The 14,422-nt window shown below is 64.6% G+C and carries 19 protein-coding genes; 14 read left to right on the top strand and 5 right to left on the bottom strand.

The features are described from left to right. The first annotated feature begins 24 nt into the window (after positions 1–24). The 14 genes from LH128_RS34215 to LH128_RS32870 all read left to right on the top strand — a co-directional run bounded on the left by LH128_RS34215 (position 25) and on the right by LH128_RS32870 (position 10,397). Positions 25–546, top strand: coding sequence for a hypothetical protein (locus tag LH128_RS34215; RefSeq protein WP_008827516.1), 522 nt, complete (start codon positions 25–27; stop codon positions 544–546). Next, on the top strand, positions 543–1,466 hold the full coding sequence (locus tag LH128_RS00080; RefSeq protein ID WP_008827515.1) for a YqaJ viral recombinase family protein: 924 nt from the start codon (positions 543–545) through the stop codon (positions 1,464–1,466). The genes LH128_RS34215 and LH128_RS00080 overlap by 4 nt, the downstream gene beginning before the upstream one ends. A gap of 1 nt (position 1,467) precedes the next feature. Next, positions 1,468–2,541: a recombinase RecT gene (locus LH128_RS31060; RefSeq protein WP_008827514.1), complete on the top strand. Its 1,074-nt coding sequence runs from the start codon at positions 1,468–1,470 to the stop codon at positions 2,539–2,541. A 41-nt stretch (positions 2,542–2,582) separates the two neighbouring features. Continuing rightward, positions 2,583–2,852, top strand: coding sequence for a hypothetical protein (locus LH128_RS32875; RefSeq protein WP_172704838.1), 270 nt, complete (start codon positions 2,583–2,585; stop codon positions 2,850–2,852). Then, positions 2,833–3,069, top strand: a complete 237-nt coding sequence (locus LH128_RS00070; RefSeq protein ID WP_008827513.1) for a hypothetical protein — start codon at positions 2,833–2,835, stop codon at positions 3,067–3,069. The genes LH128_RS32875 and LH128_RS00070 overlap by 20 nt, the downstream gene beginning before the upstream one ends. Next, entirely contained in the window at positions 3,066–3,314 is a 249-nt protein-coding gene (locus LH128_RS00065; protein ID WP_008827512.1) for an acyl carrier protein, read from the top strand. The genes LH128_RS00070 and LH128_RS00065 overlap by 4 nt, the downstream gene beginning before the upstream one ends. Then, complete coding sequence (locus LH128_RS00060; RefSeq protein WP_008827511.1) at positions 3,314–4,054, top strand: DNA cytosine methyltransferase; 741 nt, start codon at positions 3,314–3,316, stop codon at positions 4,052–4,054. Before LH128_RS00065 ends, LH128_RS00060 begins: the two co-directional genes overlap by 1 nt. Beyond that, positions 4,026–4,589, top strand: coding sequence for a DNA N-6-adenine-methyltransferase (locus LH128_RS00055; RefSeq protein ID WP_327194997.1), 564 nt, complete (start codon positions 4,026–4,028; stop codon positions 4,587–4,589). The genes LH128_RS00060 and LH128_RS00055 overlap by 29 nt, the downstream gene beginning before the upstream one ends. 204 nt (positions 4,590–4,793) lie before the next feature. Further along, entirely contained in the window at positions 4,794–5,894 is a 1,101-nt protein-coding gene (locus tag LH128_RS00050) for a tyrosine-type recombinase/integrase (RefSeq protein ID WP_008827509.1), read from the top strand. A gap of 361 nt (positions 5,895–6,255) precedes the next feature. Further along, positions 6,256–7,059, top strand: a complete 804-nt coding sequence (locus LH128_RS00045) for a DUF1134 domain-containing protein (protein ID WP_037516676.1) — start codon at positions 6,256–6,258, stop codon at positions 7,057–7,059. An 80-nt stretch (positions 7,060–7,139) separates the two neighbouring features. After that, positions 7,140–8,315 carry an amino acid aminotransferase gene (locus LH128_RS00040; RefSeq protein ID WP_008827507.1) on the top strand — a complete coding sequence of 392 codons (1,176 nt, stop codon included), beginning with the start codon at positions 7,140–7,142 and terminating at the stop codon, positions 8,313–8,315. A gap of 2 nt (positions 8,316–8,317) precedes the next feature. After that, positions 8,318–8,860, top strand: coding sequence for a GNAT family N-acetyltransferase (locus LH128_RS00035; RefSeq protein WP_008827506.1), 543 nt, complete (start codon positions 8,318–8,320; stop codon positions 8,858–8,860). A gap of 105 nt (positions 8,861–8,965) precedes the next feature. After that, the gene (locus LH128_RS00030; protein ID WP_008827505.1) at positions 8,966–9,970 is read left to right on the top strand and encodes a Gfo/Idh/MocA family protein; all 1,005 of its coding nucleotides are present in this window, start codon (positions 8,966–8,968) and stop codon (positions 9,968–9,970) included. A 151-nt stretch (positions 9,971–10,121) separates the two neighbouring features. Next, entirely contained in the window at positions 10,122–10,397 is a 276-nt protein-coding gene (locus tag LH128_RS32870; protein ID WP_172704837.1) for a hypothetical protein, read from the top strand. Positions 10,398–10,522: 125 nt separating this feature from the next. On the opposite strand, the gene LH128_RS00025 is transcribed toward LH128_RS32870, so the two are convergent. The 5 genes from LH128_RS00025 to LH128_RS00005 form a co-directional block, all read right to left on the bottom strand. After that, entirely contained in the window at positions 10,523–11,875 is a 1,353-nt protein-coding gene (locus tag LH128_RS00025; protein WP_008827504.1) for an MFS transporter, read from the bottom strand. Positions 11,876–11,990: 115 nt separating this feature from the next. Then, positions 11,991–12,608 (bottom strand): riboflavin synthase, encoded by a 618-nt coding sequence (locus LH128_RS00020; protein ID WP_008827503.1) that lies wholly within the window; start codon positions 12,606–12,608, stop codon positions 11,991–11,993. 3 nt (positions 12,609–12,611) lie between these two features. Continuing rightward, entirely contained in the window at positions 12,612–13,601 is a 990-nt protein-coding gene (gene ribD / locus LH128_RS00015) for a bifunctional diaminohydroxyphosphoribosylaminopyrimidine deaminase/5-amino-6-(5-phosphoribosylamino)uracil reductase RibD (RefSeq protein WP_008827502.1), read from the bottom strand. After that, positions 13,598–14,038 (bottom strand): hypothetical protein, encoded by a 441-nt coding sequence (locus LH128_RS00010; protein ID WP_008827501.1) that lies wholly within the window; start codon positions 14,036–14,038, stop codon positions 13,598–13,600. Before LH128_RS00010 ends, ribD begins: the two co-directional genes overlap by 4 nt. Before the next feature lie 77 nt (positions 14,039–14,115). Then, a partial coding sequence (locus LH128_RS00005) for a M48 family metallopeptidase (RefSeq protein ID WP_008827500.1) occupies positions 14,116–14,422 on the bottom strand: 307 nt, incomplete at its 5' end.

Raw genomic sequence — 14,422 nt, 5'->3', positions numbered from 1 at the left:
GCAGGTATATCAAGGGAATTCGATGTGAGCGATTTGCTTGAACTGGCCGCGCGCTGTGAGGCTGCGACCCGCTTGGGGGAGGCCTCGGCCATCCTTGCGGCTCATGACGCCATGTTTCCCGAGCCGCCTAGCAATTATCAACCACGAGCCACTCCCTCGTTTTCGGTGGAATGGTCTGAATGGTCGAAGCGAATGTGCGCCGTCAGAAACTTCGTTCAGGTTGGCGCACATATCGACGCCGCGATGATGCTGGTACCGGATGGCTGGCGGTCGTATTCAACAGACATGAGCATTCAGGGCCGAACAAGGTGGATGCTTGTTGGCCCCAAGACCAAATGGATCGAGGGGCTGGATGGTCTGCTAGAGGCCGGCGACGATTGGTACCAGCAAGCCGTCGCCGCAACTCCACCTCTCGCTCTCACCGCCGCTTGCCTCAGGGCACGCAACACTCTCCCCACCGCCGCACCCGCTGGTTCCTCCTCCAGCCCGGCGTCCCTCCATTCCCTCGGCACGGGTGCTGCCGAGGCAACGGGAGGGGGGAAGTGAGCATCAACCCCGATCAGGACGCGATCTTTCGCGCAAAGCATGTCGGCGGGTCCGAGGTGTCGGCGCTGTTCGGCTGCAATCCGTGGCTCGCCGAGTTCGAATTGTGGCACCGGAAACGCGGCACCATCGCAACGCCGGAATTCAACGCGATCAAGCCCGATGGCACGCCGGAGAACGAGCGCGTGTTCTGGGGCGTGAAGCTGGAGGCCGCGATCATTGAGGCCGCCATGGAGCGCTATGGCTACATCGATCGCGAAGACACCGGGCCGCTGAGCAACGGCGAGGGCTTGGGCGGACACCCCGACCGGCCTGTCACCTGCCCCCAGCGCGGCCCGATCATCCTCGAAACCAAGATGGTCGATTGGCTGGAGTTCAAGAAGTGGGGCGACGAACCGCCGCTCAACTATTTGCTCCAGGGCAACACTTACGCCGGGCTCGATTACGTCAACGGCTTCGACATGCTGGTTCTCGTCGGCGGCAACAAGCTGGAGCGTATCCAGTACGAATTCCGGCCGAAGCTGTTTGCAGAGGCTGAACGGCGAGTGAAGGCATTCTGGCAGTCGGTCCATGAGAACCGACCTCCGAAGCCCGACTATTCTCGCGACGTGGGCGCGCTCAAGGAAGTCTACGCGGATCAGGACGACGAGACGCTGGACCTTGCCGGGGACAACCGCGCCGCCATCGCTGCCGCTGAATACCTCGCTGCTGCCGAGGAAGTGAAGCTGGCGCAGGGCCGGAAGGATGCCGCCCAGGCCGAGCTTATCGACAAGCTCAAGACCGCTTCTGTCGGCTTCGCGGACGGCTTCACCATCCGATCCACGCTCGTCAAGGCCATCGCCGATCGCGAGGCCAAAGAGGGCGAAATCATCAAAGGGCGCAAGGCTTACCGGCGCCTGACCATCAAGGAATTGGAGAACTGATATGGCATCTCTGCCCGCAAACCAGACCGACACCCGTGACCCCATCCGCAACGCCATCACTGCGATGGCCCCCGAGTTCAAGGCCGCGCTTCCGGCGCATGTGACGCCCGAGAAGTTCGTGCGCGTCACCATGACCGCCATCAACAGCAACCCCGACTTGCGCCAGGCCGATCGCGCCTCGCTGTTCGGATCGGTCACGAAGCTGGCGCAGGATGGCTTACTCCCCGATGGCCGCGAATCCGCGCTCGTCATCTTCAACACGAAGGACCGGGCAAGCGGTGGCTGGGTCAAGAAGGTGCAGGCGATGCCGATGGTGGCCGGCCTGCTCAAGATGATGCGGCAGTCGGGTGAGGTGGCTTGGGTGGATGCGCAGATCGTGCGCGCCAACGACAAGTTCCAGTACCGCCCGGGCATCGACGAAATGCCGATTTTCGAGCCCAACTGGTTCGGCGATCGCGGCGACGTGATTGGTGCCTATGCCATCGCCAAGCTCAAGGGCGGCGAGATCGTGCCGCCCGAGATCATGAACCGCGCGCAGATCGACGAGGTGCGGAACGTCAGCCGGTCCAAGGATCGCGGCCCGTGGGTGGACTGGTACGACCAGATGGCCCTCAAGACCGTCCTGCGTCGCTACCTCAAGCGCCTGCCGACGAGCACCGACCTTATCGACCGGATCGAGCGCGACGAGACGATGCAGGCCGACTTCACCCCGCGCGTCGTCGATGGCGGGACCGTGCGTGGCGAACCGGAGCACGTTGCGCCCGTCAGCCGTCTGGAGGCGCTGGAGCATCGCATTGAAGCCGAGGAAATCCCGGTCAACGACGGCACCCTCGCGGATGATAACCCCACCGCGCGCGAAGGCCGAGGCGACGAGGATATGGGTGAGCATTCCCCGGCATGGGAAGCGCCCCTGGCTGCCCTGCGCGTCCGTCTCGAAAGCGTCAGCAACGCCAAGGCGCTCGACAAGGTGGAACAGGATTGGGTGAACCTGACCCGCGCTGCCGTCGATGACGAGGACGTGGTTCGCACGTTCGAGGGCGAGATCGCTGCGCGCCGCCGGGAGATTGGCCAGTGACCCACCGCATTGAAACCGCAGCCTCGGGGGAGGGTGCGTAAGTGCCCCGCATCAAGCTGGAGATCACACGCAAACCGCCGCCTCCACCGCTGCCATCATTCGTGTGCGTCATCTGCGAAACCGAAATCGAAAGGGACAGTTGGAACCCTAATTTCCAGCGCGAACCCATCTGCTTCGCGTGCACGATGGACACGCCGACGCGACCGAAACTGGCTGGGTCGACCGTGGAGCAATGGTCGAACTTCCACCGTGCCCATGCGCTGCTTTGCGCCATCGATATGGAGATTGCCCGTGCAAGACGGCATCACTGACACCGCCGAACGCTATAGCCTCGACATGATCGTCAAAGGCATTGCTGACGACCTTGTAGCGCTGCGGGCTGGTAGCATCAGCATCAAGGATGCGCAGGCTCGGGCGCTGCTCGCCAAGCAATACATGAACGGGGTTCGCCTTGTCATGAACGCGAGGCAGAGCCTGGAGGCTTCGGCTCGTCCCGCTGGACGCATTGCGAAGGGCGAAGGCGCATGACCCCGCCCCACACCCCCGCCGCCGAGGGCAAAGACCTGATCGAGATCATCGTCAGCAACCTCCCGCGCATGACCAGCCTGCCGATCGAGCCTGAGACGGAGTTGAGGGCGCTTGGCATGGACTGTGTCAGTCTCATGGGGGTCGCGATCGACATCGAGGATCGCACCGGGCGCCGCGTGACGGATGCCGAGATCGAGACGTGGGCCACCGTTGGGGATGTGGCGCGGGTTTTGGGGGAGGGGTGATGGCCAAGCTGCAACTTCTCGACCTTTTTAGCGGCATCGGCGGGTTCAGCCTCGGGCTTGAGCGCGCTGGCCTGGCTGAAACTGTGGCCTTCTGTGAGTTCGACAAGGAGGCGCAAAACACTCTGCGCGCCCGTTATCCAGGCATTCCGATCTATGACGATGTTCGAACACTTACCGCAGACCGACTCCGAGCAGACGGCATTCGACCGGATGCGATCGTTGGAGGATTTCCCTGCCAAGATGTTAGTCTTGCAGGCGGTGGCGTGGGTCTTGCAGGCGCACGAAGCGGGCTCTGGTCCCAGTTCTCCCGACTGGTTGGCGAGCTTCGACCCAAACTCGTCGGAGTGGAAAACGTCTCAGCTCTCCTTGGACGGGGAATTGGAACGGTTCTCGGAGACTTGGCCGCGCTCGGGTATGATGCTGAATGGCACTGCATACCGGCTTCCTACGCTGGTGCACGACAAATTCGCGACCGAGTGTGGATTGTGGCCTACCCCCAATGCGACAGCGTTCAAGGGCGGAAGACAGTCACCGCGGCGTGGTGTGAGCAATCCCGAGCGCAACAACTGGCAGGACTGGTGCAGCCTTGTACTTGGCCAACGGTATCCGGTGCCCGAGACCGCGGAACAGGTCATGGGGTTCCCAGAGGGGTACACCGAAACAAGCAACTCGGAAACGCCGTAGTGCCGCAGGTCGTCGAACTTCTGGGGAATGCCATCAAGGAGGCCCGCGCAGCATGACCCGCATCGAACAGATCGGCGAGGCGAAACCGCTATGACACATGAACGTCGCGGCAAATCCGACGAGTGGTATACCCCGCGCTATGTGTTCGACGCGCTGGGCTGCACCTTCGACATGGACGTTGCCCACCCGCGCGACCACTCGCATACCAGCGTTCCGGCTCGCCGCTTCCTCTACGAACGCGGCCTGGAAACCGACTGGTCCGGCTTAGTATGGATGAACCCGCCCTTCGGAAACGGTGACCGGGCGAAACTGCTTTGGATGGAGCGCTTTTTTGAACACGGCGATGGCGTGGCTCTCACGCCAGACCGGACATCGGCGGGCTGGTTTCAGAAATGCTGGGGCCGCGCTGATGCGATGCTGTTCGTGGCGCCGAAGATCAAGTTCGTCGCGCCTGATGGTTCTCTTGGTGAGCAGCCGGGTAACGGCACGGTTCTTTGGGCATCCGGGCCGCGCGGCGTTGCGGCGCTGATGAACGCTCACCGCAACGGCCTGGGGCAGATCGCGCGACCCTATCGAGAGGAAGCGGCATGACCGGCGATTACCCCGCAGAGCAGGGAGAGGGGATGTGAAGGAAGTGCCGCTCCGGGTCAGAACCAAGGAGGCCGCGCACATCACCGGCCTTGACCCCCGAACCCTGCAGGAGAAAGCTGCTGCAGGCATGATACCGGGCGCTCGAAAGGTCTTCGGCCGCTGGACCTATGACCCCGTACTACTCGCGAAATTAGGATATGCACCGTGCCCGTCGAAAAACTCCCGAAAGGCATCTACCGGCGCGGAGACATTCTCTGGGCGCGTTTCAAGGTCAAAGGTGTCGAATATCGGGAAAGCCTACGAACTCGTTCTGTCGCAGTCGCGGAGAAGCGCTTGAAGGCCATGCGCCTTGAGATCGAGAACCGCGTCTATTACGGCGCGGCGGAAGCGGTCTTGTGGGAGCAGGCGGTCATCGCCTGGGATGCGTGGATCAAGCGACAGGGCAAGCGCGAAGGCACCGTCACGCGCTACCTCGTCAGCCTCGGGCAGTTGCGTCCGTGGCTCGACGGCAAGGACATTCAGCGCATCGATACCGACATGATCCGCCAGATCATCCGCGACCGTGCCCGGCTTGGCGTAACCAATGCGACCATTCGCCGCGACCTCACAGCCATGTCCAGCGTGCTCGATAGCGCGATTGATGAAGGCTGGATCGAGGAAAACCCGGCGCACAGCTACGACCGGCGCCGCCTCAAGGAACAGCGCGACCCGATCGAGCTACCGGATCACACCAGCATCGCCGCCGTGCTCGATGTTGGCTCAAGGTTCGTTGACCTGGCCGAGTTCGCGCGGGAGACTGGTATGCGGCAGGAGGAGATAGCCTCGCTCACGCATGACCAGATCGATCGCGTTCGCATGTCCGCCAGTCTGATTCGCACCAAGGGGCGCCGGGCGCGCGAGGTGCCGTTGACGCACCGGGCGTTCGAGATCATGGACCGTCAGCCGCAGTATCTTCGCAGCCCTTACGTCTTCTGGCGCGGGGCCGGAGAGCGCTTCAAGAACGTCGATGCTCAATTCTACGCAACGGTACGCAGAGTGGCACACAAAAGGGCACAACTCGAACTGCCGTTTCGCATCTTCCGGTTCCACGATCTGCGACACCTGTTTGCGGTGGAAAGCCTTAGAAAACAGCGGTGCAGCATCTATGAACTGCAGCAGATCATGGGGCACGCTTCGATTAAGACGACGGAGCTATACCTTGACCACCTGACACCCGACGAAAAGCAGGCTGCGATTCATGGGGTGGCACGAAACTCGGCACGCAACCAGAGGTTTGCGAATGGCGAAGGGGCAGAAAATGTTTGATTTCCGCGCTGTTGCGGCGAAACTGGCAAAATGGGTTGGCGAATTAGCAAACCGCTGGTTTCAGCCACTCACCCACGTCTCCGAGTGCGGCTTGGAGCGGTGCCTATAACGGGAGCATTCGGGGGCGGCAAGGGGGCAAGCGTGCAAGAATGCAGATTTATTCAGCACTCGCTTTGGCGCATGTTTCAAGTTCCATCCGCCGCAAAACCGACTCGGGTCGTCGCCCGTTCATTGCTAGGTCATGCGCGGTGGATTCTTGTGGGATGACACCAGTTTTGACCGTGCATGGGGCGCGGGGGACGTGGAAGCGCCAGCATCGGCGTGGAGAACGCAAGGTAATCACGCCATGAAGGGTCATTCTATGCAGGATCGCACGCACACTACCCGGGGCGCGCGTCGCAGGTCGGTCATCGGGTTGGCGGCGGCGTTTATGGCGCTCGCCATGCCTGTTGCGCCGGCCTTAGCGCAAGTCACCACCATCGATCCCGACGCTGCGATCGATGGCGACCTCAACCGGGGAACGACTTATTCGCCGGTGCCGCCCGCAACCGATCCGGGTAACGGCACGCCTGTCGAAGGGCCTCCCGCCACCGACTGGAATGGCGGGCAGCCCGCCTATCCTGCTCCCACGCCCGCGCCGACCTATCCCGCCGCACCGGGCGTCGCGACGCAGGACAATGGTTCGACCTACCGCGAGGACGACCTGATCGGCGCAGCCGAAGGTGTATTCGGCAAAGGCGCCAAGGGCCTCGCGGACATCATCAAGGACCTGCTCGCCAAGCAGGGCGAGCCCAACGCATATATCATCGGGCGCGAGGCAGGCGGCGCCCTTGCCGTGGGCCTGCGCTACGGTTCGGGCACGCTCCATCACAAGGTGGAAGGCGAGCGCCCGGTCTACTGGACCGGGCCGTCGATCGGCTTCGACGCCGGCGCGAATGCCGGCAATGCTTTCGTGCTGGTCTACAACCTCTACGACAGCCAGGACCTGTTCCATCGGTTCGGCGCGGGCGAAGGCCAGGCATATCTCGTGGGCGGCTTTACCGTCAGCTACCTGCGCCGCGGAAACACCGTGCTGATTCCCGTACGCGCGGGCGCTGGGCTGCGTCTGGGGGCCAACATCGGCTACATGAAGTTCTCCGAAAAGCAGAGCTGGCTGCCTTTCTGACGCAACGATATTGCGCATCGACGCAGCCGTCCAACTAGGTGGTTGCGTCAAGCGGCGGGCGGGGTTAAGGGCCGCCCGCCATGCTCAACGATCTCAAGCAACAGCCCGCTGACGCGCTCCTTGCGCTGATCAAGCTCCACAACAACGATCCGCGTGCGGACAAGATCGACCTCGGTGTCGGCGTCTACAAGACCGCCGACGGCGACACGCCGGTCTTCGCCGCGATCAAGGCGGCCGAGCAGAAGCTGGTCGAGGAGCAGGACTCCAAGGCCTACCTCGGCCCCGAGGGCGACATGGGCTTCGTCGAGAAGCTGATGCCCTACGTGTTCGGCAAGGCCAACCCGACCATGGGCGGCCGGATCGAGGGCATGCAGACACCCGGCGGCACCGGTTCGCTGCGCCTCGCGCTTGCGATGGTGAAGCGTGCGGGCTACAAGCGCGTCATAGTCGGCAAGCCCAGCTGGCCGAACCACAATCAGATCTGCGCCGATCTCGGCCTCGAAGTCCTCGAGTTCAACCACGCGACCGGCGCCGGCGCCGACATGGACGCCCTGCGCGGCGCGATCGCCACGGCGCAGGAAGGCGATGCCATCCTGTTGCACGGCTGCTGCCACAACCCGACCGGCATCGACTACACCAATGCCGAATGGGACGAGATCGCCGGACTGCTGGCCGCTTCGACCATTCTTCCGGTACTCGACCTTGCCTACCAGGGCCTCGGCCAGGGCATGGAAGAAGATGCCTACGGCCTGCGCCGCGTTCTGGCATCGGTTCCGGAAGCACTCATTTGCTATTCGTGCGACAAGAACTTCGGTCTCTATCGTGACCGCGTCGGGGCGCTCTACGCAATGGTCGCCGATCCGGCCGATCTTGCCAAGGTCATGTCGAACGGCCACTCGCTGGCCCGTGCCAACTGGTCGCAGCCGCCAGATCACGGCGGCGCGGCGGTTCGCGTGATCCTCGAGGACGAGGCCCTGACCGCGCAGTGGCTGGCCGAGCTCGACGAGATGCGTGAACGCATGCGCGGCGTGCGCGCCAAGCTGCAGGCGGCCGGCAAGACCGGCGGCGTCGATCTGACTCCGGTGGGTTCGCAGAACGGCCTGTTCTCGATCATCCCCTTCACTCCGGAGCAGGTGCAGGCGATGCGTTCGGAATACGGCATCTACTTCGCCGCTTCGGGCCGCATCAACGTCGCGGGCCTGACCGACGGCAACATCGACCAGTTCATCGCTGCCGTCGCGGCCGTGACGGCCTGATCATGAACCGTCAGCCGGTTCTCGAAGGGGACCGGCTGACGCTCAGGCCCCTGCTCGAGGCGGATTGGGATGCGCTGTTCGCAGTCGCGTCCGATCCCGACATCTGGGCCGTGCATCCCTCGCACGATCGCTGGAAGGAGCCGGTGTTCCGCGCCTTCTTCGACGAGGCGTTGGCGGGTGGCGGCGCCCTTGCGATCCTCGATCGGGAGAACGGCGCAATCGTCGGCTCCTCCCGCTACGGAGCGCCCGAAGTCGAGCAACCCGGCGAAATCGAGATCGGCTGGACGTTCCTGGCACGCCGCTACTGGGGCGGCGGGTACAACGCCGAATTCAAGCGCATGATGCTTGCGCACGCACTCCAGCATTTCGAGCGTGTCATCTTCCAGGTGGGCGCGGACAACGTCATCTCGCGTAAGGCGATGGCGAATATCGGCGGCCGTCTGGTCGAGGGCCGTTCGCGCAGCTACGAGCGCTGCGGCATGATGGTCGAGCACGTCATCTTCGAAATCACGCGCGAGAGTTTCACGGCAGGCCCGCTGGCCTGACCGGGTATCGTCCGCCTGTCGATCAACCGCCCAGGCGGTGATGGACGGCGCGGGCAGATAGGGGCCTCGTCACGTCTTTCCTGACCGACGTTACGTGGAGCCTGCATGACAATCGATCGACCCATCGGGATCGCCCTCGTCGGCTGCGGCCGGATTGCCCCGCTGCATCTCAAGGCGATCGCCCGCAGTCCGGAGCATGCCCGACTGGTCGCCGTGGTCGATCCCGATCCCGCCCGCGCCGCCGAGTTCGCGCAAGAGTATGGCGCCGAACACGCCTGCACTTCGCTGGAAGAGGCGCTGGCGCTGGATGCTGTCGAAGCAGTGGTGCTGTGCACGCCTAACGCATTGCACGCGGATCAGGTGGAGCAGGTGCTGCGCGCCGGGCGCAACGTGCTGGTCGAGAAGCCGTTCTCCGAAACCGTCGCCGATGCCGAGCGGATCGCTGCACTGGCGGACGAAACCGGGCTGGTCCTTGCTGCCGGGCACACCTTTCGCCATGTCGAGGCGGTGCGTACGCTGCAGGACCGCCGCGCCGGGTTCGGCCGTCTGCGGGCGGTCAGCATCTCGATGTGCGTGTTCTGGGACGGCCCGCAGGCACCCTGGTGGGCGACCCGCACGCGCGAGGAAGGACTGGTCCTTACCCTGTTCGCCCCGCACGCGATCGATTTCCTGCAACTCGTCGTCGGCGAGATCGATCCGCTGCGCATCCATGTCGAGGCGGCGCGCTTCCAGCCCGACTGGGCGGCAGAGGACGAGGCGATGATCCTGCTGCGCTATCCTGACGACGTGCTCGCCTCTATCCACGTTTCGTACAACCAGAAGCGCACGATGAACCGCAAGGTCGCGCACTTCGAGAACGCCACCGTGCGCGTCGAGAACGGCGATGAACTCTGGATCGACGACGAGCCCGTCGTCATGCCCGAGCGGGCACCGGTGGATGACGATGCGCTCTTCAACGACGGGATCACGCACTATTTCGCGACGCAGGTTCGCGAGTTCGCTCTGGCGGTGAGGGGGCTGCCGAACCGCAGCGTGCTGCACCCCTCCGCCCTGCGCCAGACCCGCCTCAATCGCGCGATCGTGGCAGCGGCGCAACACGATAGCTACTGACACGCCATTCGTCATCCGCGCGAAGGCGGGGATGACGATGATACCGGTGAAGTCGATCAGGTCCTAGGCTGCGTGGACCAATTCGGACCTCCGGCAAGCGCCCCATTCCGGACATGTTGCGTTGAGGCGATCCGCATGGCACGCTTGCGTTATGACGGATATTTCGGCGACAGGCGTGTTCGTATGTCTTGCGGCTTCAACGCTGTTTGCAAGGTTCTTGCCACGTGGCTCCTTGGCACAGCGCATGGTGCCGTTGATGCTTATTGCCCCTGCCGGTTTTTTTGCTTTTCGTAGTATCGAGATGTCAATTCCGTCGTCATGGAACACGGCGGCAATGGCTCTCGCTCTTCTGACAATTGGTATCGACGGATTTCTCAAGCTCAGAGGTTCGGATCGGGGCTTCGAGCGCACTAACTCCGCTCGCTAACGCCGCAGCCAGATCGGCAGGTAACCACCCACCTCAGCCGTTCGATTTGTCCACGTGTCCTGCAGCGGTCACGGCGTTTACCGCATTCTTCCGGACCATGGAACGCCATGTGATTGCAAAATACTCTAACGCGCCAGCGCTGCGCCTCCGCGTGCGGGGACGCAGCGCCAGATGATCAGCGCGGCAATGCACATCAGCGCGGCCGGGACGATTCCGAAGGCGTAGCGGATCGCGTCGATGGCCTCGGCGCTCTGGGCGATGCCGCGCTTGGCGGCGGCTGAATCGAAGCCGCCGATCGCCAGGATCGAACTCGCGATCAGCGTGCCGCCAAGCGCGATTCCGGCCTTCTCGATGATCGACCAGATCGCGGCGAATGAGCCGGCGGTATCGCGCCCGGTCTCTTCTCTCGCCTGCGCCATGGCGTCGGTGAGGAGCGAGAGCGCGATCAAGCCCCAGCCCGAGTTGAACAGCCCGACGCAGCCCGAGCACACATAGGTCACCCAGATCGGCCCGGCGCCGGCATTGGACCAGACGATCAGCGTGATCACATGGCCGAGCGCGCCGACGAGATACGCGTTGCGCTTGCCCAGCACTTTCGCCGCCGCCACCCAGAGCGGCGAGACGGCCATGACGACGCAGCCCGCAATGGCGACGAGGATGCCGAGCTGCACCAACGCGTCGGTCCGCCCCATGTTGTAGGTGATGAAGAACGCCATCGCCGCCGAGCAGGTGCCTGCCGCCACCGTCATGGCGGCGGCGGAAAGGCACAGGACGCGGAACGGGCGGAAGGTCAGCGTGGCCAGCAGGCCGCGCAGAGACAGGTCGCGCTCGAGAGGCGTGACGACCTGCACCTTGCGCACCGCGTTCCAGGCGGTGACGAGGCTGATCGCGGTGATCCCGCCCAGCAGCGCCGCGCCGGTGACGTAGGCCCCGCGATCGGCCCCGAGTTCGTGGATCAGCCATGGCACCAGCGCCGAGCCGAGCAGCAGTCCCGCGCCGGTCCAGGCGTGCTTCCATGCCATCAGCACCGTACGCTCCTGCGGATCGCTGCTGATTTCCGAGAAATGCGCGAGGAACGGCACCGAGAAGCTGGCGAAGGTCACCATGTAGAAGCTGAAGGCGACGACGACGTAGCCGACTTGCGTGCTCATCCCGGCGTTGGGCACGAAGAACGTGGCGATCATCGCGAAGGGGGCCAGCCCCGCGCCGACCAGCAGCCAGTTTCGCCGCGCGAAGCGATGGAGGTTGCGGTCGGAAACGACGCCGACGGTGAAGTCGCTGAGCGCGCCGACTATGACCTTGGGCACGAAGATCGCCGCGCCCGCGATCGCCGGCGGAATGCCGACGATGCTGGTCAGGTAGTAAAGCAGGAGGATCATCGGCGCGTCGCGGAACAACTGGTTCCCGACGTTGCCAAAGCTGTAGAGCGCCTTGGTCCGGGTCCGAAGCAAGCCGCCTTGCGGCGCGGCTCCATGCATGCCGTAGTCTCCAAATGATGCCGTAGCCGCCAGCCTAGGGGCAGGGCGCCGGATCATCGGGAGAAACCCGCAGAGTCACCGACACGCGGTGACTCTGCCGTGCCTTTCAGGCCGATCAGCTCCGCAGCGACTGCATGCGCTGGAGATAGCGGGCCAGCACGTCGATCTCCAGATTGACGCCGTCGCCTGCGCGCATCGCGCCTATGGTGGTCACTTCCGCCGTGTGGGGGATGATGTTCAGGGCGAAGTGGCAGGTGCCGTCCGGCTCGTCGCTCACTTCGTTGACGGTGAGGGAGATGCCATCGACGGTGATCGAACCCTTGGGGGCGAGGTAAGGGGCCAGTTCCCTGGGCGCGGCGATGACGAAGCGGCGCGAATCGCCGATCGGCTCGATGCTGACCACGGTGCCGACGCCGTCGACGTGGCCGGTGACGATGTGACCGCCCAGTTCGTCACCCAGCTTCAGTGCCGGCTCGAGGTTCAGGTGGCGGCCTTCCTGCCAGCGGTCGGAGACGGTGCGGGCCACGGATTCGGCCGAAATATCCACCGCGAACCAGGCGTCGCCGGCTACGCCGCCCTTGTCCACCACGGTCAGGCATACGCCCGAGCAGGCGATCGAGGCGCCCATCGCGATGCCCGCGGGATCAAAGGGGCAGGCGATGACGGCGCGCAGGTCGCCGGTCTTGCGGGCTTCGCGGATGGTGCCGACGGCAGTGACGATTCCGGTGAACATGAGCTAGCCTTCGTGAGAATTTCGCGCGTCGTAGACTTCGAGCGTGTCGCTGCCAAGCTGTCGCCGCTCGATCATCCGCCAGCGGCCATGGGCCTGCGCCAGCGAGGCCAGGCCGAAGTCGGCGAGGCCCGGCCTACCGCCGAGCAGCACAGGGGCGCGGTAGATCAGCAGCCTGTCGACCAGCCCCGCCGCGAGGAAAGCCGTCGCGGTATGAGCGCCGCCCTCGACGAAGAGGTGCAGGACGCCCTCCATCCCGGCGATGGCCTCGGGTGAGGGCAGCGTATGCCAGCCTTCGGGCGCAGTCCCGCGTGTCAGCACCCAGCGTTGCGGGCTGCGGTCCTCCAATCCCGGCAGGCGCACGTCGAGGCGGGGGGTGTCGGCCCGCAATGTGCCGCCGCCGACGAGAATCGCATCGGCGCGGGCGCGCATGGCGTGGGTGTGGGCGCGGGCTTCGGCGCCGGTGATCCACTGGCTTTCGCCGCTCGCCAGCGCGATGCAGCCGTCGAGCGACAGGGCGAGCTTGAGCGTTACTTCGGGGCGACCGAGGCGCTTGGTGGTGAGATAGCCGGAAAGGCTGTGCTCGCAGGCCGTCGAAGGCAGGTATTCGGCCGCGATTCCGGCGGCGCGGATGCGGGCGATCCCGGCGCCTGAGGTGCGCGGGTCGGGGTCCATGCAGCCGATCACCACGCGGGCGAGGCCGGACTGCGAGACGAGGTCGGCGCAAGCCGGGCCGCGCTCCGACTTGTGGGCGCAGGGTTCGAGGGTGACGTAGATGGTGCCCCCGTGCGCGGCCTCTCCGGCGACGGCGAGCGCCATCGCTTCGGCATGAGGGCGGCCGCCGGCTTGCGTCCAGCCGCGCGCAATCACGCGGCCGGCCTTCACGATGATCGCGCCGACGCCCGGATTCGGCCTGCTGAGCGGACGGGCGCGCGCGGCGAGGGCCGCGGCGGCGGCGAGCCAGCGCGCGTCTTCGCTCCCCCCCCTGTCGTTCACTGCTGGGCGGCGTCCGGTGCTAGCTTGGGGTTGGCGATGCCGCCTGCCTTCAGATTCTGTTCGACGCGTTCGCGATCGGCCTTTGCCTTGGCGGCTTCCTCGGCCTCGGCTTCGCGGGCGATCTTGTCGACGTCCATGCCGGAATAGCGGCCGATCGCCTTGTAGAGATCGCGTACGTCCTTGTCGCGGCGCGCTATTTCGCGGGCGTAGGCTTCCTTGGCCTTCTGGTTGGCGAGGTTCTCCGCCTCGATCTCGGCGTCGGTGCGGTGTTCCTTGAGGACGGAGATCCAGGTCACCTTCGGCGGCGGGTGCGGGGCGCTGCCTTCCTGCGTAAACATCAGATAAAACACGCCAAAAGTGCAGGCGGCCGACACCGCCGCGATGCGCCAGCGGTTGTGTCCGGCCTGCTTCCAGACCAGCTTGAAATCCGCGACCATCCCGGTCGGGTTTGCGTCTTTCCAGATTCCACTGCGCTTCAACATGGCACCCATGTAGGCCCTAACGGCACCCAACGCTACCCAAACGGCACATAGAGCGACCGGCCATGCGCCTTCAGCCATCGATTGGCCTCATGAATCGACCCCTCGAAGATCGTCTTGAGGACATGATGGAACGCGGGCGAGTGATCGAAGTGGACGAGGTGGGCAACCTCGTGTGCGACCACCGAGCGGCGCACCGGATCGGGCGCCATGATCAGCCGCCAGTTGATCCGGATCGTCCCGTCATGCGCGCAGGAACCCCAGCGCCGCTGCGCGCTCGACAGGCCGAGGGCGGGGCAGGGCTGGGCGGCGCGCTCGCAATATTCGGCGAGGTCGGCGGCG

The sequence above is a fragment of the Sphingomonas sp. LH128 genome (assembly GCF_000293195.2).
Classification (GTDB): Bacteria; Pseudomonadota; Alphaproteobacteria; order Sphingomonadales; family Sphingomonadaceae; genus Novosphingobium; species Novosphingobium resinovorum_A.
This window is presented reverse-complemented; position numbering and strand designations above follow the sequence as displayed.